Consider the following 22,810-nt stretch of genomic DNA (forward strand, 5'->3'; position numbering starts at 1 on the left):
ATGACGAGCCCGAACGCGTACGCGCTGGCCCAGACCCGGCGCCGGGGGCTCGTGACCGGCGGTATCGCCGTCATCGGCCTGGTCGGCAGCGCGGTGCTCGGCTTCCGCGCGCACCCGCCCACGCTGTGGGGCATCACGCCGATCCTGCTGTACGCGGTGCTGTGCCTGCTCGGCACGGACCTGGTGATCGCCACCGTGGTGTGCCTCGTGTGCGGTGTGCTCATCGCACACGAGTCGCCGGTCGAGTTCGCCACGCTGCTGGGCAGCTCGATGGGCGACGTGGTCACCCAGATCGGCTTGATCATCATGCTCGGTGCGGGCGTCGGCGAGGTGCTGCGCGCGACCGGCGTCGCGCGGGTGATCGTCGGCCGGGTCATGCTGATCGCGGGTGAGCGCCGCGACTGGGCCGTCCGGCTCGGCATCATGGTGTCCTGCCTGATCCTCGTGACCAGTCTCGGCACGCTGGCCGGTGCGCTGGCGATCGCGGCGCCGATCCTGCTCCCGATCGCGGCCCGGGTCGGTTTCACCAGGGCCGCGACCTCGGCGTTGATGTTCGTCGGCGGGTGCGCCGGGCTCGCGGTGGCACCGTTCGCCGGTTCGAACGTGGCGATCATGAAGGCCGCCGACGTCGGCTACCTGGAGTACCTGAGGGTCGGCGCGGGGCCGCTCGCGGTCCTGTCGATCGTGCTGGCGCTGGTGATCGTGCCGTGGATTCAGCGCCGCACCGCCGGTGACCTGTACTCCGACACCGACCTCGAGGTCGACACCGACGAGCCGCCCGCGAGTGCGGGACGGGCGACCGTCGCGTTCCTCGTCACCCTGGTCGCCACCGTCGGGTACGCCACAGCCACCAGCGCGGGCACCGCGTTCCCGCTGCTCGCGCTGCCCCTCATCGCGGTCGTCACCGGAGCGGTCGGCGGTCACTCGGCCACCGCCATCGCGGGCCATGTCTACCGGGGCGCGTCCAGGCTGATCAGCATCTTCCTATTGTTCTGGCTGCTCGCGGCGCTGTTCGGGATCATCGAGAAGCTCAAACCGTTCGACGTGATCCTCGCGCAGTACGGGCCGTCGCTGCGCGGTGTCTCGGGCCTGGGGTTCGCCGTCGCGATCGCGCTGCTGGGCTGGGTCGGGGTTCCCGGCGCGACGGCGGCGCAGGTGGTGCTGCTCGACAAGGTGTTCGGCGGGCTCGCCTCGACGCTCGGCATCGGGTCCGGCGCGTGGGTCGTCGTGCTGCTGTGGGCGTCGAAGGCCGACACCTACGGGCCGTTCCCGAACGCCAACATGATCGGCGCGATGGGGCTTGCCCGGTCGACCGACCTGCGGTCACTGATCCTGACCGGCTGGCTCGTGCTGATCCCGGCGTCCGCGATGTACGTGGCGATCCTGGCGGTGCTGACGTGAACGACCTGGTGATCAACGGCGGAACGGTCCTGGACGGCACCGGGAGCCTCGGTGTCCGGGCCGATGTCGGCCTCCGCGACGGCCGGGTCCAGGTCATCGGCGAGCCGGGAACGGTGCACGGCGATGCCCGCATCGACGCGGCCGGCCAGGTCGTGGCACCGGGGTTCATCGACCTGCACTCGCACGCCGACTTCAGCATCATGGGCCACCCGGGCGCCGACACGGTGATCCACCAGGGCGTCACCACGCTCGTCACCGGCAACTGCGGCTGGTCACCGTTCCCGATCGGGGATCTCGGCGCGCTTCGGGCGGCGTCGGCGTTCCTCGCACCGGAGCTGAGCTGGAACTGGACCGACACCGAGGGCTACGCGGAGGCGGTCGAGCGGTGCCGGCCGTCGGTCAACCTGGCGCTGCAGGTCGGGCACTCGGCGCTGCGGCTGGCGGTGCTCGGCGGCGCGGAACGGACCCCGGACGCCGACGAGCTGGAGCGCATGGGCGCATTGCTCGCGGACGCGGCCGCGCACGGCGTCTGGGGCTTCTCCACCGGCCTGATCTACGCACCGGGCGCCTACGCGACACCCGACGAGGTCACCGCCCTGGCGCGGGTCGCCGCCGAACACGGCCTGTTGTACTCGACGCACCTGCGCAACGAGGCGGACGACCTGCTCCCCGCCGTGCGCGAGGCTCTCGACACGGCTGCCGTCTCCGGTGTCCGCCTGGAGATCTCGCACCTCAAGGCGATGGGACGTAGCAACCACGGTGCGGTCGTCGAGGCGCTGCGGCTGATCGACGACGCACGGGCCCAGGGCGTGGACGTGAGCTGCGACGTCTACCCGTACACGGCGTCCTCGACCACTCTGACCTCCCGGCTTCCTGCCTGGGCACTCGACGGCGGTGTCGAGGCGCTGCTCGACCGTCTGGCCGAGCCCGCGACCCGGGCGCGCATCGCGGCGGGTCTGCGTGACCGGATGAACCGGGACGTCGACCCCGAGGGTGTGGTCGTCGCCGCGCTGCCGGGCGGCCCGTTCTCCGGGTACGCGGGCAGCAGCGTCGCGGAGATCGCCCGCCGGCTCGACACCACACCGGAGGACGCCGCGCTTCGGCTGCTCGCCGGGCACCAGGGGTCGGTCGCCGTGGTGAACCACGCAATGGCCGCCGACGACGTGCGTACCGTGCTCCGGTATCCAGGGGCCAGCGTCGCGAGCGACGGCTGGGTGCTCCGTCCGGACGGTGACGGCCAGCCGCATCCACGCAGTTTCGGCACCTTCCCCCGTGTGCTCGGCGGCTACGTGCGCGCCGGTGACCTGGGGCTGGCGGACGCGGTGCACAAGATGACCGGCCTGCCCGCCGCACGCCTGGGAATGACGGATCGCGGGATGCTCCGCCCCGGCGCGGTCGCCGACATCACGGTGTTCGACCCCGAATCCATCAGCGACCGTTCGACCTACGACGAGCCGTGGCAGCTGGCCACCGGCGTGCGTCACGTGTTCGTCGCGGGCCGGCCGGTACTGACCGACGGTGCGCTCACCGGCGCCCGCCCCGGTCGGGTCGTGAGACGTACGGCATGAACAACTCCCAGGAGGAACGGCCCATGTCGACGCAGGACCGAACAGCCGAACCCGACCGGAGCATCTACACGCTCGACATGTCCAGCCGGCAGCGCTGGATCGCGGCGACGCTGTACGTCGTTGCGCTGGCCGCGAGCATCGTCGTGGCGATCACCAGCGTCAAACCCGGGCTGTGGGGGCTGATCCCCATCGTCATCTACGCGGGCCTCGCGCTGCTCGGGGTCGACATGGTGCTCGCCACCCTGGGCGCGGTCGTCTCGGCGGCGGTGCTGACCCATTCGGCGCCCTCGGCGCTCGGACCGGTCGTGATGGAGTCGATGGGCACGCTGGTGGCGCTGCTCGGCGTGATCATCCTGCTCGGCTCGGGGCTCGGTGAGGTGCTCAAACACGCGGGCGTCGCCGACTACCTGGTGGTGAACGTCGTCCGCAAGGTCGGCATCAGTACCCAACCGCGTGCGCAACTCGGCGTCATGCTGGCCTGCCTGATCCTGTCCGGCGCGCTCGGCACGCTCGCCGGGTCCGTCGCCATCGTCGCGCCGATCGTCATCCCGCTCCTCGCCGCGGTGGGGTTTTCCTCGACCGCCACGGCCGCGATGTTCTTCTTCAGCGGCCTCGCCGGGCTGACGTTGAGCCCGTTCGCACCGATCACCGCCAGCATCTACGGCGCGGCGAAGGTCAGCTGGCTCGAGTACGTCCTCACCGCCGGTGGGCCGACCGCGGCGGTCATGTTCGGCGTCGGCTTCTTCGCCGCGCGATGGAACCAGCGCCGTACCGCGCAGACGCACGCGTACCCGCCGGACCGAGCGGTCGACTTCGCCACGGTCAGACCTCCGGCGGGCGCCGGTCGGGCCAGCGCCGTGTTCCTGACCGTGTTCGTGCTGCTCGTCGTCTACAGCGGGCTGACCAAGGCGGGCGCGAGCTTCGTGCCGATCGCGTTGATCGTGCTCATCGTGGTGACCGGGCTCGCGGCGCGCGAGTCCATGGGCGAGCTGATGGCCGGCGTGTACGCGGGGGCCAGCAGGCTGCTCGGCATCTTCTTCCTGTTCTTCCTGCTGGCCGTGCTGTTCACGCTCATGGACAAGCTCGGCGTCTACGACGGCGTGGCGGAGCTGTTCTCCCTGTCCTCCCTCGGCCCGTACCTGTTCTGCCTGGTCGTGGCCGTCATCGGGTGGGTCGGGATCGCGGGTGCGGCGGCCGCGCAGGTCGTGCTGGTGAACCAGGTGTTCGGTCCGCTAGCCGCCGCACTGGGTATCCCACCGCCCGCGTGGACTCTGGTCCTGCTGGTCACCGCGCAGACCGACGGCCTCGGACCGTTCCCCGGACCAGACATGATCGGGCAGATGGGGCTCGCCGAGTCCCGCTCGCTCAAGTGGCAGCTGCTGTCGTCCTACCTTGTCCTGATCCCGGTGCTGGCGCTGTACGCGATCCTGCTGGCGGTGTACACGTGATCGGCCCGGTGCTACGGGCACTGCCCGAGGGCGCGTCGGCGCAGGTCGCGGCCGAGACCTTCGGAACGCCCCAGTACGGCGGCCCGCCACTGCGCTCCGTCGGCATGCGCGTCGGCGCGGCTCGGCTGCGGTGCGCGTCGCTGCTCAAACCGCTGTTCGTCTGGGCAGCGGCGCACTGCGACGGCCCGTACCGGCAAGACCGGGAGCGCTGGTCGGCCGACGCCGAGCTCGCGGTCAGGGTCTCGGACAACGCCGCGACCAACCGCCTGTGGCTCGGCAGCACACCGCCTCGGGTTCTGGACTGGATCGCCGAGGCAACCGGCGTGCGCTGGCGAGTACCCGGTGCCGACCCCAGCTGGTTCGGCGCGGTCGAGGTGAGTGCCGCCGAGGTCGTCACGGCGTACGGGGCGCTCAGCCGCGCCGCTGCCGGCGACCCCGACGCGGCCTCGGTACTCGGGTGGATGCGCGGTGTGTCCCCGGAGCAGGCGTTCGGTGTGCTCGCCTCGTCGGCGGATGTCGCGGTCAAGGCCGGCTGGTTCGGGCACGTCGACGAGACGTGTCTGCGCACCCACCTGGTGGCCGTCGTGGAAGAACACGGGGAGACGCTCGTGGTCGCGGCGCTGTCGGCGCTGCCCTACCTCGACCCCGCCGACCGAGCCCGCTACCGGTCGAAGCTGGTCGCCGGACAGCCGCTGGAAGCTGAGCACGAACGCGTCGCCGGGCCTACCCTACGAGCGCTGGTCGACGCCGCTTGCGGCGAAATATCACTAGAGGTGACCGAACAGTCGTTCTGATCACCCGTAGGTACGTAACCCACATGCCGTAACGCTGCGGCAAACACCGATGTCCGTAGTCGGGATCGCCGGGATTCTCGTCCCTGAAGTTGATCCATCGCCTACCTCATCGGGACGACATCACCATGTGCTCTCGCGTCACGGACCAGCCGTGAACGTCCACCGCCTCCCCCACGACCGGCCTCCCCTCCAGCTCCTCTGCTTCCCCTGGTCCGGCGCATCCAGTTCGGCGTACGAGCCGCTCGCCGAAGCCATGCCCGCGCACGTCCGGGTGGTCGGCGTCCGGCCGCCCAAGCTCCCCGACATCGACTCGATGGCCGATGTACTGGCCGACGAGCTCGACCTCGCCGGCCGGTACGCCTTCTTCGGCCACAGCTTCGGCGCGCTGCTCGCCTACGCGGTCGCCCGCCGGCTCCCCGTCCCGCCGGAACTGATCGTCACCTCGGGAAGCCGCTCCCCCGCAACACCCCCGCCGGTCACGATGCACGAACTGCCCGACGACGAGTTCGACACGAAGCTCGGCCGCATGGGCGGCATCGCGCCCGCCTACCTCGCCGATCCGGCGTTCATGGACCGCTTCCGCCCGAAGGTCCGCGCCGACCTGTCGATCTGCGAGTCCTACCGCGCGTCCACGCTCGACACCCTCGACGTGCCGATGAGCACTTGGGCCGGCAGCGACGACTGGTACGCCTCGCCCTGGCTGACCAGGCCGTGGGGCGACTTCGCGGCCGGTCACTTCCAGCACCGCATCTTCGACGGCGGCCACTTCTTCATCAACGACACCGCCCGCAGCGTGCGGGCGCTGCTGGCCGACCTCAGGTGGGCCGCCGCCCGCCCCGCCCTCGTCTCCGCCTGAGCACGGGAGAACCACCATGTTCCTGTTCACCGACCTCACCGAGGCCGACCGCCCCGAGCTCTCGGCCATGGTCGAGCGCTGCTCCCCCGCGAGCCGCCAGGCCCGTTTCCTCAGCTGTGCCCCGCAGGCCGGCCCCGACCATGTCGCCACACTGTTCCGCGACCCGGACAGCCACACCGTCGTCGTGCGCGGACTCGGCACCGGCATCATCGGGTTCGGCTCGCTGTTTCTGGACGGCACCGCGCCCGCCGAGCTCGCCCTCCTGGTAGAGGACGCCTACCAGGGGCAAGGCATCGGGCGGCTACTGTTCGATGCGCTGCGCGACCACGCCCGGAGTGCGGGTGTGACCGAGTTGGAGATGACCGCGCTGACCGGCAACACCCGCATGATCAAGCTCTTCCGCAGCGCCCGTTTTCGCCCGACGGACTCGGGGACGGTAACGGGAGTCTTGTCCGTGGCGGCTTGACTTCTGGCCGGATTTACTGCTCACAGGGGGTGTGGTGGTTGGGTGTGTAGTCCCGGCCTGTTCCGCGCGCCATCGTTCCCGGAAGGCCCTTCGGGCCGACCGGGAACGATCCAGGCGGCTCGCCTAACGGCTCGCTGCCTGGGGTTTTTCCTCGCGGCCCTCTCTACCCTTCGGGCAGAGAGGGCCACTCGGAAAAATGTCGCCTTCGGCGACGCGCGCGCTTGTGGTCACCCTGAGAGCCGCCACTCATGCACTACCCGCCTTCGGCGGAACGGCCTTCGGCCCGCCTTGCGGGGCCCACCTGTGAAACGCGGCGTCACCCCACTCCCGGTGTGGAGTGAGGGGCTCTAGACATGACCCGCATCCCACGACGAACACCTGCACCCCACCAGGAATGCCGTGCACCTGCACCAGGACCGCCTGCGCATGTACACGCGTCTGTAAAGCCGGCTCCGCGAGTCTCCGAAGGAGTTCCGGCGAAGGCCGGGCAGTGAATGTCCGCAACAACCCGCCCAGCTGCCAGGGCGGCTCCCAGGGTGGCCACAAGCGCGCGCCCGGGCGAGTCCCCGAGCCTTTTTTTCTGGGAGTACCCCAGCGAGCGCTCGCGCGAGCCGGGGTGGTCACAGAAAAAAGTCGCGCGCGAAACAGGCCCAAGCAACACAGCCTGCACCTCCACCCAGCGCTAGAGCCCCACAGCCCGAGCTACCCAACCCAACCACCCCGCAGGCCCACAACCCCAGCTACCCAGGCCAACCACCCCCGCAGGCCCACAACCCGAGCCACTCACCCCAGCCACAGCAGCCCCAGCCACAGCCGGCCCAACCACAGCAGCCCCAGCCAGACCAACCACAGCCAGGCCAACCACAGCCAGGCCAACCAGCCCCCTAGACCAGGGTCGCGTCCAGGGTGATCTCCTCGACCGCCGCCAGAGCCTTGCTCACCGGGCAGCCTTCCTTCGCCGCCTGGGCGTGCTCGGTGAACGCCGCCTGGTCGATGCCGGGCACGCTGCCCTTGGTGACCAGGTCGATCCTGGTGATGGTCGGTGCGCCGTCGACGATGCGCAGGGTCACGGCGGCGTCGGTGTGTACGGACTCGGCCGGGTTGCCCGCCTTGGCGAGGATGTTGGACAGCGCCATCGAGAAGCAGGCGGCGTGGGCCGCGGCGATGAGCTGCTCGGGGTTCGAGCCGGGGCCGTCCTCGAAGCGCGACTTGAAGGTGAATCCGCCGCTGATCGAGTCACCGGCGTTGAACGTCCCCGACCCACTGGGCAGGTCGCCCTTCCATTCCGCGCTCGCCTTCGCTGGCATGTTTCCTCCGTGAGATGGTTGATCGTTCTCCTACGTAGGAGATCATGCCCGCAGCGCCGGGATCGGGACAGCTGAAGCGCTCAGTCGCGCTCGTGACTGTCGTCGAGCACCACTCGTCCGATGACCTCGTACCGCTCCGGTGCCAGGTACTTCGCACCCAGCGCGAAGAGAAGTCCGGCCAGCGCGGTCCCGCCGACGATCCACGGTGTGACTCGGAACACGACGTCGCTGGCCGCCGCGCCCGCCGCGACGCCCGCGCTCTGGATCAGCAGCCAGATCACGTAGAGCATGCCCAGCCCGCCGAGCAGCGGCGCGAGGAACGTGCGGAACCAGTGCGCCGTCTCGGGATGTTTCTTGGCGCCGTGGAAGTAGCCGATGACCGCGAACGCCGCCAGCGCCTGCACGATCAGGATCGCCGCGGTGCCGAGGATCGCCATCAGTGCGTACAGCTGGCCGTAGGGGTCGCGGCCGGTGGCGAAGAACCACAGGACGATCGCGGTGGCGATGAAGGTCTGGATGAAACCGGCGATGTGCGGCGAGCCGTGCACCGGGTGCGTCGCGCCCAGCGTCCTGCCGAACCCGGGGATCAGGTTCTCCCGGCCGATCGCGTAGATGTAGCGGGACGCGCAGCTGTGGAACGCCATGCCGCAGGCGTAGGAGCCGGTCATCAGCAGGAACTCGAACATCACGACGGCCGGGTGGCCGAGGTGTTGTTCGACCGGACCGAAGAACACCTGTCCGGCGGTGGCACTGTCCTGTGCGAGCGCGACCGCCTTCGCCGGGCCGGTGCCGACGATCGCCAGCCAGGACACGATGACGTAGAACAGCCCGATTCCGACGACCGCGAGCATCGTCGCCCGAGGGATGATCTTCTTGGGGTTCTTCGACTCCTCGCCGTACATCGCGGTCGACTCGAAGCCCACCCAGGACCAGAAGGCGAAGAACAGCCCGATGCCGGCCGATCCGGCCACGGCCAGTGTCGCTCCGGGGTGGTGCGGGTCGGCCACCGCACCCGTCAGGTTGTGGAACGCTGCCACGGGGTTGAGCGAACCCAGCGACCAGCCCTCGGGCCCGCCACCGGTCACCAGCACCGACAACGCCATGAGCGTCAGCATCACGATCTCGGTGACCAGGAAGACTCCCAGGACCTTGGCCGTGAGGTTGATGTCGAAGTAGGTGAGCACGGCGTTGGCGGCGAGCATCAGCAGCGCGAACCACAGCCAGGGCACGGTGAGACCCAGGTGTTCGGCCGCGAACGAGCTGGCGAAGAACGCGAAGATGCCGACGATCGAGGCCTCGAACACGACGTAGGCCAGCGTGGTCAGTGCGCCCGCCATCATGCCGACGACCCGGCCGAGACCGTGCGAGACGAAGCCGTAGAAGGCACCGGTCGCCGTGATGTGCTTGGCCATCGCCGAGTAGCCGGCGGCGAACAGCGACAGCACGATGGTTGCGACCAGGTAGCCGGCCGGTGCGCCCGCGCCGTTGCCGAATCCGATCGCGATCGGAACGTTGCCGACCATGGCGGTGATCGGCGCCGCCGTGGCCACCGCCATGAACAGCACTCCGACCAGGCCCACGGCGTTCGGCTTGAGCCGCTGGACCTGCGTCGTACCTCGATCCGGGACATCCAGCCGGGTCGTGTCATCCATATCGCCCAACGCCTTCCGCTGTGACCTGAAGCACGTGACCGGCGGGACCGTAACACCATCGTGGCAACCAAACAATACTTCCGGTCTCAGGAAATCTGACCGAAACTAACCATTGACGACCATAGGTCGGACACGGCACTATTTGGTCAACCAAATCGAAACCAAAGGGGGCCGAGTGACGCACGACTACGGGCTCTTCGCCTTCGAGTCGAAGGACGAGGTCCTCGCCAAGTCCCAGAAGTTCTGGAACCCGGGCAAGACCAGGTTCTGGATGGACGCCGAGGTTCCGCTGGTCATCGACCGCCGGGAGGAGTACTTCCTCTACGACATGTCCGGCAAGCGCCTCATCGACGTGCATCTCAACGGCGGCACCTACAACGTCGGCCACCGCAACCCCGAGGTCGTACGGGCGATCTCCGAGGGCATGAAGCATTTCGACATAGGCAACCACCACTTCCCCGCGCTCACCAGGACGGCGCTCGCCGAGGCACTGGTCGCGTCCGCTCCCGCGAACCTGACGAAGGTGATCTACGGCAGCGGGGGCGGCGAGGCGATCGACATCGCGCTCAAGACGGCGCGGCACACGACACAACGGCGCAAGATCGTGTCCGTCATCAAGGCCTACCACGGCCACACCGGTCTCGCCGTCAGTGCCGGTGACGACCGGTTCTCCCGCCTCTTCCTCTCCGACCAGCCGGAGGACTTCCCGAAGGTCCCGTTCAACGACCTCGACGCGATGGAGTCGGTGCTGCGCGCCGGTGACGTGGCCGCGGTGATCATGGAGACGATCCCGGCGACCTACGGCTTCCCGCTGCCGGCCCCCGGCTATCTCGAAGCGGTCAAGCGGCTCTGCGACCAGCACGGAACGCTCTACATCGCCGACGAGGTCCAGACCGGGCTGATGCGGACCGGTGAGATGTGGGGAATCACCAAGCACGGCATCGAGCCGGACCTCATGGTGATCGGCAAGGGAATCTCCGGTGGCATGTACCCGATCTCCGCGGTGCTGGCCAGCGAGCGCGCCGCCGGGTGGCTGAGCGAGGACGGCTTCGGCCACATCTCCACGTTCGGCGGCGCTGAGCTGGGCTGCCTCGCGGCGCTGAAGACGCTCGAAATCTGTGGCAGACCGGAGACGCGCTCGATGGTGCACTACATCGCCGACGCGGTCGGGCGCGGCCTGGACCGCATCCGGTCCGAGTATCCGGACTGGTTCGTCGGAATCCGGCAGAACGGCGTGGTCATCGGGCTGGAGTTCGGGCACCCGGAAGGCGCCAAGCTGGTGATGAAACACCTGTACGAGAACGGTGTCTGGGCGATCTTCTCGACCCTCGACCCGAGCGTGCTGCAGTTCAAGCCGGGCGTCCTGCTGCGGCCGGAGCTGTGTGACGAGCTGCTGGACCGCACCGAGATCGCGATCGGCAAGGCCTGGCGCGACGCGGCGGCGACCGGTCGGAGGGCGGCATGAGCGAGACATCGGTCGAGGCCGCCGCGGCGATGATGGGCCGGGCGTCCTGGGCGTCCCGCGCTTTCGCCGAGTACCGCAAGGACGCGGTCGACCGGATCGTCCACGCGGTCGCCTCGGCCGCCGAGTCGCACGCCGGCGAGTACGCCGAGTGGGCGGTCCGCGAGACCGGTTTCGGTGTCGCCGAGCACAAGAAGATCAAGAACATCGCGTGCTCCCGGGGTATCGCGGACGGCTACCGAGAGCACGACTACGTGACACCTCGGATCGACGCCGGCGCCAAGCTGGTCGCCGTGCCACGACCGGCGGGGGTGGTGTTCGCGCTGACCCCGTCGACGAACCCGGTGTGCACGCTGTACTTCAAGGTGCTGCTCGCGCTGATGACCCGCAACGCCATCGTGATCAGCCCGCACCCGGCCGCGCGTGAGGTGTGTGTCGCCGCGGCACGGACACTCGCGGAGGCGGCGCGGGCAGCCGGCGCGCCGGACGGTGTCATCCAGGTGATCGAGCAGCCGTCCATCCCGCTGGTCGAGGCGCTGATGGCCGACGAGCGCACGAACGTCGTCGTGGCGACCGGCGGATCCGCGATGGTGCGGGCGGCCTACCGCTCGGGCACTCCCGCGCTCGGCGTCGGCCCGGCGAACGTGCCGGTGCTGGTGGACGCGACGGCCGACCTGCCAGCGGCGGCGAAACGGATCGTCGAGAGCAAGAGCTTCGACAACTCGGTGCTGTGCACCAACGAGTCGGTGCTGATCGTCGAGGACTCGTGCGCGGATCGGCTACTGACGCTGATGACCTCCGAGGGTGCCCATCTGCTCGACGACGCCGATACCGGCCGGTTGCGGGCCGCGATGTTCCCCGGCGGGAGTTTCGACACCCGGTTCGTCGGGCGGGACGCGCGGTGGATCGCCGGTCAGGCCGGGATACGGGTGGGCGCGAACTGCCGCGTGCTGGTCGCGCCGATCGAACTGGCTATGCCGGAGGAGCCGCTGGCCCGCGAGAAGCTCTGCCCGGTCCTCGGGCTGCTCAGGGTGCCCTCGGCGCATCGCGGCATCGCCGCGGCCAAGGCGGTCCTGCGGATCACCGGTGCCGGGCATTCGGCGGCGATCCACAGCACCGATCCGGCCACGATCCTGGACTACTCGGCGGCACTTCCGGTGCTTCGGGTGAGCGTCAACGTCGGCAACAGTCTGGGCAGCTCCGGCTTCGAGACAAACCTGGCGCCCTCGATGACGATCGGCACCGGTTTCCCGGGCCGGTCGAGCGCCGGCGCGAACCTGGCGCCGGAACACCTGGTCAACTGGTCGAACATCGCCTACAACGCCGACTCGACGGTCCCGTTCGGCGACTTCACCGGGCTCGACCCGTGGCGCCGCTCGCCCGAGGGCGCCGTGCCCCCGTACCCACACGCGTCGAACGCCCTCGACTCACCGCGCCGGTCACACCCGTCGCACCGGCCGCCCGTGGCCGAGGGTGACACCGCGTTCCGCGAGCAGCTACGCAGGCTCATCGTCGAAGAACTAGCCCAGATCATGAAGGGCTGAGCCGCCGTGGCCGAACTGCGCTCGTTCATCTTCATCGACCAGCTGCAGCCGCAGACGATGTGCTACCTGGGCAGCTGGATCAAGGGCCGGCTGCCCCGTTCTGGGATGGCCGCGCAGGTCATCGAGGTGGCACCGGGACTGGACATCGAGCCGCTCACCGACGTCGCGGTCAAACATGCCGACGTCCAGGCGGGCATCCTGGTCGTCGAGCGGCAGTTCGGCTACCTCGAGCTGCACGGGGCGACCGACCAGGTGCGCGCGGCGGGCAGCGAGGCGCTCGCCGTCCTGGGCGGCACCGAGCAGGATGCCACCGAGCCCGAGATTCTCGCTTCCAAGATCATCACGAGGCTCGACGACCAGCACGCGTTCCTGATCAACCGCAACCGGCTCGGTTCGCTGGCGCTGCCCGGTGAGTCCCTGTTCGTGCTGGAGGTCCGCCCCGCCTCGTACGCCATCCTGGCGGTCAACGAGGCGGAGAAGGCGGCCCGGATCAAGGTCGTCGACTACCGCATGATGGGGGCCACCGGCCGGATCTACCTGACCGGGGACGAGGACGACGTCCGTCAGGCGGCCGACGCCGCACGGGCCGCGTTGGGGGCCGGCCGATGAGCCCCACCGAGGACGAGATCCGCCGGATGATCCGTGAGCTGCTGCGCGAGCTCCTGCCGGCGCTTCCCGACCCGGCGCGCGCGTGCGGCCACCGGGTCGAGGCGAAGGCGGTCCTGGAGCGACATGTCGTGGCCGCGGCACAAGCCGGTGTCACGGAGCTGGTCATCGGGCCCAGGGCGGTCCTCACGCCGTTGGCGAAGGACAAGATCAGAACGCTCGGGCTGACCGTCCGGAGGGAGGACTAGATGCTGCGAGCCATCGTGCGGGGCAACGTGTGGGCCACCAAACGGCTCGACGGGATACCCGGCGGCGCGTTCCTCGACGTGGAGGTCGAGGACAGCGGCGCTCGGCTGATCGCATTCGACGTGCTGGGCAGCGGGGTCGGTGAGCACGTCCTGGTCGCCCAGGGCTCGGTCGCCGCCTCCTGGTTCCCCGGTACGCCCCCACCGGTCGATGCGCTGGTCATCGGCTCGATCGACGAACAACCCGACCCACAACCCGAGCAAGGAGACACCTCTCATGGCCAGTAACGCGATCGGTCTCATCGAGACCAAGGGCTACGTGGCGGCGCTCGCGGCCGCCGACGCGATGGTGAAGGCGGCCAACGTCGTCATCGCCGGCCGGGAACAGGTCGGTGGCGGCCTGGTCGCGGTCACCGTGGTCGGCGACGTCGGCGCGGTCAAGGCCGCCACCGAAGCCGGGGCTGAGACCGCCTCGGCCGTCGGCGAGCTGGTCTCGGTGCACGTCATCCCGCGTCCGCACGCGGAGCTGGGCAACCACTTCAGCGTCACCGGCGAGTAGACCGTGTCGCACGCGGGCGCACCGGAGCTGCGGGTCTACCTGCCGATCGAGGATCTGCAGCGCCAGTTCGCCGCCTACCTGGGTACACCGACCAGAGCGAGAGGCTATCCGCCGGTCCGGGGCCAGCACTCGCTGATCATCGAGGTGGCTCCTGGCCTGGCGATCGAGCGGGTGACCGACCTGGCGCTCAAGTCGGTGCCGAGCGTCGAACCGGGAATCCTGTTCGTCGAGCGCCAGTTCGGCGTGCTCGAGGTGCACAGCGACGACCGCGCGGACATCGACGCGGCGGGCAAGGCCATCCTGGATGGTCTGGGCGCCGGCCCGGCCGATCAGCTGGCACCCCGCATCCTCTACTCGGACGTCATCGAGAACCTCACCGACCAGCACGCGGTGATCATCAACCGCAACCGGGACGCGTCGATGGTGCTACCCGGGGACAGCCTGCTGGTCTACGAGATGACGCCGGCGCTGTTCGCGTCGGTCGCCGCCAACGAGGCGGAGAAGGCGGCGCCGGGCATCACGATCGTCACCGTGTCGATGATCGGCGCGGCGGGCCGTCTCTACCTGAGCGGCACCACCGCGCAGGTGCTGACCGCCCGCGATGCGATCACCTCGGTGCTGACCGGCATCGAGGGGCGCGCCGGCTAGCTCCCCGCGCAGGTCACTCAACGACGAGGACACCACCATGACCAACCACGATCTCTCCGAGGCCGACGCGGTCGCCCGGCTCACCGAGGTGGCCCACCAGGCACTCGAGCAGTACGACGTCGCGCCGGGCTGTGACGTGTCACTGCTCGACCTGTCGGAGAACGCCACCTTCCGCGTCACCGACGCCGCCACCGGCACGGCATCGATTCTGCGGGTGCACCGGCTCGGCTACCACGACCATGCCGACGTCGTGTCCGAGCTGCGCTGGCTCGACGCGCTGCGCGAGGAAGCCGGCGTGCGCACTCCGCACGTGCTGCCCACTGTGGACGGTGAACCGGTGGCGACGGTCGTCCCGACGGACGGTGGCCCGGAGCGCATGGCGGTCCGCTTCGAGTTCCTGTCCGGCGGGGAGCCGCCGGAGACACGCAGGCACCGGGACTTCGAGACGCTCGGCGAGCTGACCGCACGCATGCACCGGCACGCGAGGCAGTGGCCCCGACCGGCCGGGTTCAGCCGGTTCAGCTGGAACTGCGACGCGGCCTTCGGCCCCGGGGCCCGCTGGGGGCAGTGGCGCGACGGCGTCGGTGTCGGCCCCGAGGAACGCGCCGTTCTCGGCAGGCTGGAGGACACGCTGCGCCGACGGCTCGCGGCGTTCGGCTCGGGTCCGGCTCGGTGGGGGTTGATCCACGCCGATCTCCGGCTCGCCAACCTGCTGGTCGACGACAGCGCCGACGACGCCGATGCGGTCAGCGTCATCGACTTCGACCACTGCGGCAACGGCTGGTACCTCTATGACCTCGGCACGGCGGTGAGCTTCTTCGAGCACCAGCCGGAGGTGCCCGAGCTCATCGACCGGTGGCTGCGCGGCTACCGCCGGGTCCTGCCGCTGCCCGCCGATGACGAGGCGGAGATCTGGACGTTCGTGCTGTTCCGCAGGCTCCTGCTGGTCGCCTGGATCGGCTCGCACACCGGGGTGGATTTCGCGCGCGGCCTCGGCGCCGACTACACGGCGGACTCGTGCGCGCTCGCCGAGCAGTATCTGTCCCGACACACCTGACCAGGAGGACTCCATGTTCACCTCACTCGCCGGCAGCTCGGTCGTCGTGACCGGTGCGAGCAAAGGCATCGGCAAGGGCATCGCCTCGGTGTTCGCCGACGCGGGCGCGAAGGTACTGATCGTCGGGCGGGATGCCACGACCGCACAGGCTGCCGCCGAGGAACTCGACGCGGGCCGGGGCTCGGTCACCGCGCTCGCGGCCGACGTGAGCGACCCGGCGGGCTGCGCCGCGATCGCCGCCGCCGCAACGATGCGGCACGGCGGCATCGACGTGGTGTGCGCCAACGCCGGGAAGTTCCCGGAGGGCAGGCTCGCCGACCTGACCGCGGCCGACATCGACGACGTGCTCGGCACCAATCTCAAGGGCACGATGCTCACCGTCCAGGCGTGCCTGCCCGCGCTGCGCGCGTCCGGTCACGGCCGAGTGGTCATCACCTCGTCGATCACCGGCCCGTTCACCGGGTTCTCCGGCTGGACGCACTACGGCGCGAGCAAGGCCGGCCAGCTCGGCTTCATGCGGACCGCGGCACTCGAGCTGGCACCCGACGGCATCACGGTCAACGCGGTGCTGCCGGGCAACGTGCTGACCGAGGGTCTGCAGGATCTCGGCGAGGGATATCTGAACCAGATGAGCGCGTCGATCCCGCTCAAACGTCTGGGAACCGTCGCCGACATCGGTTACGCCGCGCTGTTCCTCGCCACCAGGGAGGCCGGCTTCATCACCGGCCACGCGCTCGTGGTGGACGGCGGCCAGATCGTCCCCGAGTCGCTGGACGCCATGGCCTGAGCATTCACAGCAGCAACACGCGACCGAATGCCAGCTTTGGTCGGTATTGGTTATACCCTGGGCTCACCGACCGGACGAAGAGGTGCAGTTCCAGCATGACCGTCGACATGATCGCCGAGGACGGCGGCGCCTACGAGTTCACCGCCGAGGAGATCCGCCACGAGCTCCACACGCGGATCACCGAGGGCACCCTCAAGCCCGGCGAGCGACTCAGCCCGGAGCGTGAGCTCGCCGCCTCGTACGGGGTGAGTCGTTCGACGATCCGGCTTGCGCTGGAGGCGTTGGAACGCAGCGGGAACGTACGACGGTTGCCCGGCCGAGGCGGCGGGACGTTCGTGAGCGAACCGAAGATCGAGCGCGACCTGTCGAGCGTGGTCAGCGTGCCCGCGCTGCTGCGCAAGCAGGGCATGACGGCCGGCACCCGCATCCTCAGCACGGCGATGGTCGGCGCCGACGAGGCGACCGCGACCGCGTTGCGGTTGCCACGTGGTGAGCTCGTGGTCGAGGTGGTCCGCATCCGGCTCGCCGACGGCAGCCCGCTGTCGCTCGAGCACGCGCGGCTGCCCGCCGCACGCTTCCCCGGGCTGTTGGAGCTACCGCTGGGCGGTTCGGTCTACGAGCTGCTGGAGGAGCACTTCCAGGTGAGCCCCGCCGAGTCGGTCGAACAGATCGAGGTGGTCACCGCGACCGAGCACGAGGCGGCGATCCTCAACCTGAGTGGTCCGGCTCCGCTGCTGTCGATCACCCGCACGACGACCGACCGGGACGGTGAGCCCATCGAGTTCTCCCACGATCTGTTCCGGGCGGACCGCACGCGCATCGTGATCAGGTCACCCTCGGCGAGTGGCGCCGCCGGCTCCTCGACCGAGCCCGGCCAGCGCATCGAGATCGTCTCCTCACCGGGGCGGTCGGGCTGAAACTCGGTGGCACCGCCCCGACGAGGGCCGCGACACTGGGCGGGTGTTGACCGACGAGGAGATCGCGAGATTTGTCGATGCCGGGTTCGTCCATGTCCCGGCCGCTGTACCGCGCGACCTCGTCGACCGGTGCGGCGCCGAGCTGTGGGCGGCGACCGGCTGTGACCCCGAGGACCCGTCCACCTGGACGGAGCCGGTGATCAGGCTGAGTGACTTCGCCACGGAGCCCTTCCGGCGCGCCGCGAACACCCCGGTGTTGCACGAGGCGTTCGACCAGCTCGTCGGATCCGGCCGGTGGGTGCCGCGAGGCAGCCTAGGTACTTTCCCGGTGCGTTTCCCCACCGAGCAGCTGCCCACCGACGACGGCTGGCACGTCGAGGCGAGCTTCGCGGGTGCGGACGGCAACTACCGGGTGAACCTGCGGTCCCGGGGCCGGGCGCTGCTCATGTTGTTCCTGTTCTCCGACGTCGGCCCCGACGATGCACCGACCAGGATCCGGGTGGGCTCGCACCTCGACGTGCCGCCGCTGCTCGTCGAAGCGGGCGACGACGGCCGCGAATGGATGGACCTGTGCCGCGACGCCGTACCCGCGTCGGCCCATCGCCCCGAGGCCTACGCCACCGGTACGGCCGGTGACGTCTACCTGTGCCATCCGTTCCTGGTGCACGCCGCCCAGCCTCACCGGGGCACGACGCCCCGCTTCATGGCGCAGCCCCCGCTGCTGCCCAGAGCACCTCTCCCCCTGGACCCCCAGGCCCCGACCCCCGTGGAGCGCCCCATCCTCGCCGCTCTGGCCGGCGCGCCCGCCCCCCGCGAGTCGGGCGCGTGAGCACCGCCTCACGGCCACGATCCTCCGACTCGCGCCGCGGGATCTAGCGGCTCGCGGGTGGTGGGGTCTTGCGGTAGCGAGCGGCGGCCTCGTCGTATCCGCTTTCGGTGGAGAGCGTCACCCAGGAGTCCAGGGCGCCGGCGAGGTTCGCCTCTCTGCGTGGGCCGTCCCAGGCGAGGCCGGCGACGCAGCGGCGGGCGAAGGCCGTCGCCGCGCCGGTGAGGTCGGCGAAGATCGAGACCAGGGCGTCCACGATCACCGGCTCCATCACGTTGAGCTCGAGCTCACCCGCCGCCACCGCGTACTCGACGGTGTTCGCCGCCCCTCGGATGCGGTAGCTCAGCTGCATCACGTACTCCGGGGTCGCCGGGTTGACCTTCGCCGGCATGATCGACGAACCGGCCTGGACGGCGGGGATGGTGAGGTCCCCGATTCCGCCGGCGGGCCCGGACGACAGTAGCCGGACGTCGGCCGCGATCTTCGCCAGCGTGATCCCGGCCCGCGCGCCCGCGCCGGCGACCGCCGCGTAGGGGTCGAGGTGGGCGAGCGCGTCGAACAGGTCGGGCGCGGGGCGCAGCTCGTGGCCGGTGACCGCGACGAGCTCGGTCAGGCACACCTCCGCGTATCCGTCGGGCGCACCCAGGCCCGTACCCACGGCCGTGGCCCCGATCGGCACCGAGGTCAGCTGCTCGGCGGCCGACCGCAGCCCCTCGGCGGCGCGCTGGATGGCGGCGGCCTGCGCGCGGTGAGTCTGTCCGGCGGTCACCGTCACCGCGTCGCGCAGGCAGGTACGGCCGAGGTGCGGGGTCTCGTCGAACTCCGCGGCCTTGCGCAGCAGCGCAACCGCCAGCTCGTCGAGCGCGGCAAGCGGCCGCGCGACGAGGTCCAGCACGGTGAGCGCCATCGCCGTCGGATAGGTGTCGTTGGTCGACTGGGAGGCGTTGACGTGGTCGTTCGGATGTACGTCGATGCCGCCCAGCCGGGAGGCGAGCGCGGCGACGACCTCGTTGACGTTCATGTTGGTCGTGGTCCCGCCGCCGCCGAGCACGAGCGCGGACGGGAACTCGGTGCCGTGGAGCCCGTCGGCGATCTGCGTGCACGCCTGAGCGATCGCGTCCGCGCGCGACACGTCGAGCACTCCGACGGCCTGGTTCGCGCGGGCGGCGGCCAGCTTCACCAGCGCGTAGTTGCGAACGAACTCGCCGACGTCGCCGAAGGCCCGACCGGGTGCCGGGAAGTTCTCGAAGGACAGCCGCGTCTGCTGGCCGTAGAGCGGGGTGTCGCGATCAGGCGCCATGTCCAGCCTTTCAACCAGGTGAGCCGGCCCCTCGCAACAGCCGGAGCTGGCCGACCTCCGCGATGTTCTTCATCAGTTCCGCGTTGACCCAGGCCAGGGTGTGGGCCACGGTCTTGTCCGGATCGTCCGACCACGGGAAGGGTGCGGCGCCGTCAAGCTCGTCATCGGTGAGCCGCGCGAGGACCGCCAGCCATTCCCGTCGAAGGTCGCGCAACCATTCGACGACCGAGTCGCGCCCGCCCGGCCATTCGACGTCGGTGCGCTCCCTCGGCTCCCGGCCCTGCAGGTGATCGAGCGTGACCGACCACCACCAGCCCATGTGCCAGGTGATCCAGCCGATCGTCGGAACGGGGATCGGGTCGGGCTCGGTGTCCGACCAGTCCGGCACCCAGCGACCGTCGGCCGGCCGCACCGTCCAGCAGAGCGCGGCGGGCTCCCACAGCAGGTCTCCCGGCTTCAACGCGTCCAGGTGCAGCTCCACGAGTGACCAGGTCAGGTCGAACTGCCAGCGGATCAGCTCGGCACGGGTGACAGCCATGACCTGATCTTGTCACGACTCCCCGGTAGCCGGACGACGAGCCGAGTATATCGATCGTCACACCGGGTCACCGGCTATATCAATAACAGCCATGCGTTACGGAAATGCGGCTGCGCCAGCTTTATTCCATTCGTTGACCAGTGCACTGACAGACGTCAACAGAGGAGTTGAGTTCGGTCGTGAGAAGAATCCCTCGGTGGCGGACGGTGGGAGCCGCGGCGGTGGTCGCACTCGCGGTGGCCATGCTGGTCCCGGCGACCTCGAACGCCGCTGAACCGGTGAACGACGACGCCGGGCCGGGGTGTCGGTTCCTCGATGTCCCGGTCCCGGCCTCGGTTCTGGACGAGCAGATGGTGCCAGCGCCGGGTGCGAATGTCCTGGCCAAAGCTGTCAACCCGGGAAAGCCCGACCTCACCGTGCACGGGCGGCTGTGCCTGCCGCACGACGGGCAGGTGAAGACCGTCATGCTCGCTCTGCACGGAATCACCTACAACAATGGTTATTGGAATGTCGGGTTCGAGCCGGAGAAATACAACTATTCACGCTACATGACCGATGCCGGATACGCGATCTTCGCAATCGATCGGCTGGGCGCGGGGAAGAGCAGTAAACCGCCGGCTGCTCTGGTCACGCTCGATGCGCAGGCAGCTATGGTGCATCAGCTGATCGGCAAGCTCCGGCACGGCGATATCGGCGGTCACAGGTTCGAGCGGGTCGTGCTGGTCGGCTATTCCTACGGTTCCGCGACGACGTGGCGGGAGACGTCGAAGTACAACGACGCCGACGCGATCATCACCACCGCGTGGGGCAGCACGTTCCAGAACGGCCCGCTGCTACGGGTGTTCTCGACGTTCCAGCCGGCCCAGCTGGACCCCCAGTTCCGTGACCGGCCGCCGGGCTATCTGACCCTCGGCCCGACCGGCCGCGACCAGGACTACTTCTACGACCTGAGCAACGTCGACCCGAAGATGCTGCGCTACTCCGCGACCGAGCTCGACGACACGCTCACAGCGGGTGAGGTGGCGAGCTTCTATCCCCGCTTCGGCGCCGTTCCGCTGGGCCAGGTGCCAGGAGGCAGCACGGAGCTGGAGCTGCCGCTCCCGCATCAGACGAAGTCCATCACCGTGCCCACGTTCCTGGTCAACGGCACCGGTGAGCTGTTCTTCTGCGGGGTGAACCAGCAGCACTGCACCAGCAGCCAGGAGCTGCAGCGCCAGGAGTCCAAGTACTTCTCCGAGGCCGCCTGCTTCCGGGCCGCGGTGATCCCGAACTCGGGTCACAACCTGAACCTGCAGCGCAACGCCCCGTTCGCCTTCGAGACGATGCGGACCTTCGCCGACGAGGTCCTCGGCCCGGACGGCGACAACCTGGACCACTACCGCGCGACGTGCTCCGGGATCAGCGGAAGCCACGTCCGCCCCGGCCCGGCCCGCTTCGGCGCCCTCTAGAAACCCGTGAGTGGCGAGTGGTCCTATAGGACCACTCGCCACTCACGGGTGGTTCAGCGGTTGCGCTGGTCGATGAGGCGTTTGAGCTTGCCGACGGAGCGTTCGAGGGTGTCCGGCTCGATGATCTCGCAGGTCACGCTGACTCCCACGGTCTCCTTGACCGCGTGAACGAGCGCGGCGGCCGCGGCCGTGCGCTGATCCGGGTCGACTCCGTGGCGCGCTTCGACGCGGACGCCCATGGCGTCCATCCGGCCTCGGGTGGTGAGGACGAGTTGGAAGTGCGGTGACAGCCCGGCGGTGCGCAGGACGATCTCCTCGATCTGGGTCGGGAAGACGTTGACCCCGCGCAGGATGATCATGTCGTCGGTGCGTCCGGTGATCTTCTCCATGCGCCGCATCGACGGTCGCGCCGTTCCCGGCCTCAGTGTGGTGAGGTCGCGGGTGCGGTAGCGGATGATGGGTAGCGCTTCCTTGGTGAGCGAGGTGAACAGCAGCTCACCCTGTTCCCCGTCGGTCAGCGGGGTGCCGTCGAGCGGGTCGATGACCTCGGGCAGGAAGTGGTCCTCCCAGATGTGCAGCCCGTCCTTGGTGTCCACGCACTCCTGCGACACCCCGGGCCCCATGACCTCGGACAGGCCGTAGATGTCGACCGCGTGCATGTCCATGCGCTCCTCGATCTCGGCGCGCATCTGCTCGGTCCACGGCTCCGCCCCGAACACCCCGACCCGCAGCGACGACGTGCGCGGGTCGATGCCCTGACGCTCGAACTCGTCCATGATCGTCAACATGTACGTCGGGGTGACCAGGATCGCGTGCGGCTGGAAGTCCTGGATCAGCTGCACCTGGCGCGGGGTCATCCCGCCGGACACCGGGATCGCCGTGGCTCCCAGTGCCTCGATGCCGTAATGCGCACCGAGGCCACCGGTGAACAGCCCGTAGCCGTAGGCGTTGTGCACCCTCTGACCGGCCCGAACCCCCGCCGCGCGCAACGACCGGGCGAACAGACCGGCCCAGTTCTCGATGTCGCGGGCGGTGTAGCCGACCACGGTCGGCCGCCCAGTCGTCCCCGACGAGGCGTGCACCCGGCGCACCTGGTCCTGGGGCACGGCGAACATGCCGAACGGATAGTTGTCGCGCAGGTCCGCCTTGGTGGTCGGCGGGAACTTCGCGATGTCCGCCAGCTCCCGGCAGTCGTCCGGGTGGACACCGGCCGCGTCGAAGCTCGACCGGTAGAACGGCACGTTGTCGTAGGCGTGCCGCAATGTCCACCGCAGCCGCGACAGCTGCACCGCACGTAGCTCGTCGGTGCTCATCCGCTCCGCGTCGTCCCACAGCTCGGCCGCCAACGGGTCACCGAGCCGGCGGGTGCTGGTGCTCATGG

At 69.6% G+C, this 22,810-nt stretch carries 23 protein-coding genes; 18 read left to right on the forward strand and 5 right to left on the reverse strand.

Going from position 1 to position 22,810, the window contains the following annotated elements; translation table 11 throughout:
- The 6 genes from G406_RS0103040 to G406_RS53600 all read left to right on the forward strand — a co-directional run bounded on the left by G406_RS0103040 (position 1) and on the right by G406_RS53600 (position 6,533).
- Entirely contained in the window at positions 1–1,401 is a 1,401-nt protein-coding gene (locus G406_RS0103040) for a Na+/H+ antiporter NhaC family protein (RefSeq protein ID WP_156934646.1), read from the forward strand.
- On the forward strand, positions 1,398–2,969 hold the full coding sequence (locus tag G406_RS0103045; RefSeq protein WP_028932657.1) for an N-acyl-D-amino-acid deacylase family protein: 1,572 nt from the start codon (positions 1,398–1,400) through the stop codon (positions 2,967–2,969). Before G406_RS0103040 ends, G406_RS0103045 begins: the two co-directional genes overlap by 4 nt.
- A 23-nt stretch (positions 2,970–2,992) precedes the next feature.
- On the forward strand, positions 2,993–4,417 hold the full coding sequence (locus tag G406_RS0103050; protein ID WP_169736576.1) for a Na+/H+ antiporter NhaC family protein: 1,425 nt from the start codon (positions 2,993–2,995) through the stop codon (positions 4,415–4,417).
- Entirely contained in the window at positions 4,414–5,211 is a 798-nt protein-coding gene (locus G406_RS0103055; RefSeq protein ID WP_028932659.1) for a serine hydrolase, read from the forward strand. Before G406_RS0103050 ends, G406_RS0103055 begins: the two co-directional genes overlap by 4 nt.
- A gap of 151 nt (positions 5,212–5,362) precedes the next feature.
- A complete protein-coding gene (locus tag G406_RS44325) occupies positions 5,363–6,067 on the forward strand; it encodes a thioesterase II family protein (protein ID WP_169736578.1) in 705 nt (234 codons plus the stop codon).
- Between the two features lie 16 nt (positions 6,068–6,083).
- Entirely contained in the window at positions 6,084–6,533 is a 450-nt protein-coding gene (locus G406_RS53600; RefSeq protein ID WP_051341394.1) for a GNAT family N-acetyltransferase, read from the forward strand.
- 884 nt (positions 6,534–7,417) lie between these two features.
- Here G406_RS53600 and G406_RS0103075 read toward each other — a convergent pair.
- Together G406_RS0103075 and G406_RS0103080 are read right to left on the reverse strand one after the other, a co-directional pair.
- Entirely contained in the window at positions 7,418–7,840 is a 423-nt protein-coding gene (locus tag G406_RS0103075; RefSeq protein WP_028932660.1) for an OsmC family protein, read from the reverse strand.
- Positions 7,841–7,920: 80 nt separating this feature from the next.
- Complete coding sequence (locus G406_RS0103080) at positions 7,921–9,492, reverse strand: APC family permease (protein WP_028932661.1); 1,572 nt, start codon at positions 9,490–9,492, stop codon at positions 7,921–7,923.
- Between the two features lie 175 nt (positions 9,493–9,667).
- Between G406_RS0103080 and G406_RS0103085 the strand changes: the two genes are divergently transcribed.
- From G406_RS0103085 to G406_RS0103135, 11 genes are all read left to right on the forward strand, one after another.
- Positions 9,668–10,957: a class-III pyridoxal-phosphate-dependent aminotransferase gene (locus G406_RS0103085; protein ID WP_037074704.1), complete on the forward strand. Its 1,290-nt coding sequence runs from the start codon at positions 9,668–9,670 to the stop codon at positions 10,955–10,957.
- A complete protein-coding gene (locus tag G406_RS0103090) occupies positions 10,954–12,498 on the forward strand; it encodes an aldehyde dehydrogenase family protein (protein ID WP_028932663.1) in 1,545 nt (514 codons plus the stop codon). Before G406_RS0103085 ends, G406_RS0103090 begins: the two co-directional genes overlap by 4 nt.
- A gap of 6 nt (positions 12,499–12,504) precedes the next feature.
- Positions 12,505–13,107: a BMC domain-containing protein gene (locus G406_RS0103095; RefSeq protein ID WP_028932664.1), complete on the forward strand. Its 603-nt coding sequence runs from the start codon at positions 12,505–12,507 to the stop codon at positions 13,105–13,107.
- On the forward strand, positions 13,104–13,352 hold the full coding sequence (locus G406_RS44335; protein ID WP_028932665.1) for a hypothetical protein: 249 nt from the start codon (positions 13,104–13,106) through the stop codon (positions 13,350–13,352). Before G406_RS0103095 ends, G406_RS44335 begins: the two co-directional genes overlap by 4 nt.
- Positions 13,353–13,637, forward strand: a complete 285-nt coding sequence (locus tag G406_RS0103105) for a EutN/CcmL family microcompartment protein (RefSeq protein WP_028932666.1) — start codon at positions 13,353–13,355, stop codon at positions 13,635–13,637.
- Positions 13,627–13,908, forward strand: a complete 282-nt coding sequence (locus G406_RS0103110; protein WP_028932667.1) for a BMC domain-containing protein — start codon at positions 13,627–13,629, stop codon at positions 13,906–13,908. The genes G406_RS0103105 and G406_RS0103110 overlap by 11 nt, the downstream gene beginning before the upstream one ends.
- A 3-nt stretch (positions 13,909–13,911) precedes the next feature.
- Positions 13,912–14,556: a microcompartment protein gene (locus tag G406_RS0103115; protein WP_028932668.1), complete on the forward strand. Its 645-nt coding sequence runs from the start codon at positions 13,912–13,914 to the stop codon at positions 14,554–14,556.
- A gap of 37 nt (positions 14,557–14,593) precedes the next feature.
- Complete coding sequence (locus G406_RS0103120; protein WP_051341397.1) at positions 14,594–15,613, forward strand: phosphotransferase enzyme family protein; 1,020 nt, start codon at positions 14,594–14,596, stop codon at positions 15,611–15,613.
- Positions 15,614–15,626: 13 nt separating this feature from the next.
- Positions 15,627–16,400, forward strand: a complete 774-nt coding sequence (fabG, locus tag G406_RS0103125; protein ID WP_028932670.1) for a 3-oxoacyl-ACP reductase FabG — start codon at positions 15,627–15,629, stop codon at positions 16,398–16,400.
- A 95-nt stretch (positions 16,401–16,495) separates the two neighbouring features.
- Positions 16,496–17,317 carry a GntR family transcriptional regulator gene (locus G406_RS44340; RefSeq protein WP_211241017.1) on the forward strand — a complete coding sequence of 274 codons (822 nt, stop codon included), beginning with the start codon at positions 16,496–16,498 and terminating at the stop codon, positions 17,315–17,317.
- A gap of 43 nt (positions 17,318–17,360) precedes the next feature.
- Positions 17,361–18,146: a phytanoyl-CoA dioxygenase family protein gene (locus tag G406_RS0103135; RefSeq protein ID WP_028932671.1), complete on the forward strand. Its 786-nt coding sequence runs from the start codon at positions 17,361–17,363 to the stop codon at positions 18,144–18,146.
- A 43-nt stretch (positions 18,147–18,189) separates the two neighbouring features.
- On the opposite strand, the gene G406_RS44345 is transcribed toward G406_RS0103135, so the two are convergent.
- Both G406_RS44345 and G406_RS0103145 read right to left on the reverse strand, forming a co-directional pair.
- Positions 18,190–19,443, reverse strand: coding sequence for a lyase family protein (locus tag G406_RS44345; protein WP_037074706.1), 1,254 nt, complete (start codon positions 19,441–19,443; stop codon positions 18,190–18,192).
- A 10-nt stretch (positions 19,444–19,453) separates the two neighbouring features.
- A complete protein-coding gene (locus G406_RS0103145) occupies positions 19,454–19,981 on the reverse strand; it encodes a DinB family protein (protein ID WP_028932672.1) in 528 nt (175 codons plus the stop codon).
- A gap of 179 nt (positions 19,982–20,160) precedes the next feature.
- Here G406_RS0103145 and G406_RS0103150 point away from each other — a divergent pair, with 179 nt between their 5' ends.
- Complete coding sequence (locus tag G406_RS0103150; RefSeq protein ID WP_156934647.1) at positions 20,161–21,429, forward strand: alpha/beta hydrolase; 1,269 nt, start codon at positions 20,161–20,163, stop codon at positions 21,427–21,429.
- Between the two features lie 53 nt (positions 21,430–21,482).
- Here the strand turns inward: G406_RS0103150 and paaK are convergent, their stop codons facing one another.
- Entirely contained in the window at positions 21,483–22,808 is a 1,326-nt protein-coding gene (gene paaK / locus G406_RS0103155; protein WP_028932674.1) for a phenylacetate--CoA ligase PaaK, read from the reverse strand.
- Between the last annotated feature and the right edge of the window lie 2 nt (positions 22,809–22,810).

This window comes from Actinospineispora spinosispora DSM 44797, from assembly GCF_000429025.1.
GTDB classification, from domain to species: Bacteria; Actinomycetota; Actinomycetes; order Mycobacteriales; family Pseudonocardiaceae; genus Pseudonocardia; species Pseudonocardia spinosispora.

Bases quoted from the DNA above. Each gene is read 5' to 3' on its own strand.
- G406_RS44345 (WP_037074706.1), bottom strand. From the start codon at position 19,443: ATGGCGCCTGATCGCGACACCCCGCTCTACGGCCAGCAGACGCGGCTG.
- G406_RS44335 (WP_028932665.1), top strand. From the start codon at position 13,104: ATGAGCCCCACCGAGGACGAGATCCGCCGGATGATCCGTGAGCTGCTG.
- G406_RS0103105 (WP_028932666.1), top strand. From the start codon at position 13,353: ATGCTGCGAGCCATCGTGCGGGGCAACGTGTGGGCCACCAAACGGCTC.
- G406_RS44340 (WP_211241017.1), top strand. From the start codon at position 16,496: ATGACCGTCGACATGATCGCCGAGGACGGCGGCGCCTACGAGTTCACC.
- G406_RS0103080 (WP_028932661.1), bottom strand. From the start codon at position 9,492: ATGGATGACACGACCCGGCTGGATGTCCCGGATCGAGGTACGACGCAG.
- G406_RS0103145 (WP_028932672.1), bottom strand. From the start codon at position 19,981: ATGGCTGTCACCCGTGCCGAGCTGATCCGCTGGCAGTTCGACCTGACC.
- G406_RS0103050 (WP_169736576.1), top strand. From the start codon at position 2,993: ATGTCGACGCAGGACCGAACAGCCGAACCCGACCGGAGCATCTACACG.
- G406_RS0103110 (WP_028932667.1), top strand. From the start codon at position 13,627: ATGGCCAGTAACGCGATCGGTCTCATCGAGACCAAGGGCTACGTGGCG.
- G406_RS53600 (WP_051341394.1), top strand. From the start codon at position 6,084: ATGTTCCTGTTCACCGACCTCACCGAGGCCGACCGCCCCGAGCTCTCG.
- G406_RS0103075 (WP_028932660.1), bottom strand. From the start codon at position 7,840: ATGCCAGCGAAGGCGAGCGCGGAATGGAAGGGCGACCTGCCCAGTGGG.
- G406_RS0103040 (WP_156934646.1), top strand. From the start codon at position 1: ATGACGAGCCCGAACGCGTACGCGCTGGCCCAGACCCGGCGCCGGGGG.
- G406_RS0103120 (WP_051341397.1), top strand. From the start codon at position 14,594: ATGACCAACCACGATCTCTCCGAGGCCGACGCGGTCGCCCGGCTCACC.
- fabG (WP_028932670.1), top strand. From the start codon at position 15,627: ATGTTCACCTCACTCGCCGGCAGCTCGGTCGTCGTGACCGGTGCGAGC.
- G406_RS0103090 (WP_028932663.1), top strand. From the start codon at position 10,954: ATGAGCGAGACATCGGTCGAGGCCGCCGCGGCGATGATGGGCCGGGCG.
- paaK (WP_028932674.1), bottom strand. From the start codon at position 22,808: ATGAGCACCAGCACCCGCCGGCTCGGTGACCCGTTGGCGGCCGAGCTG.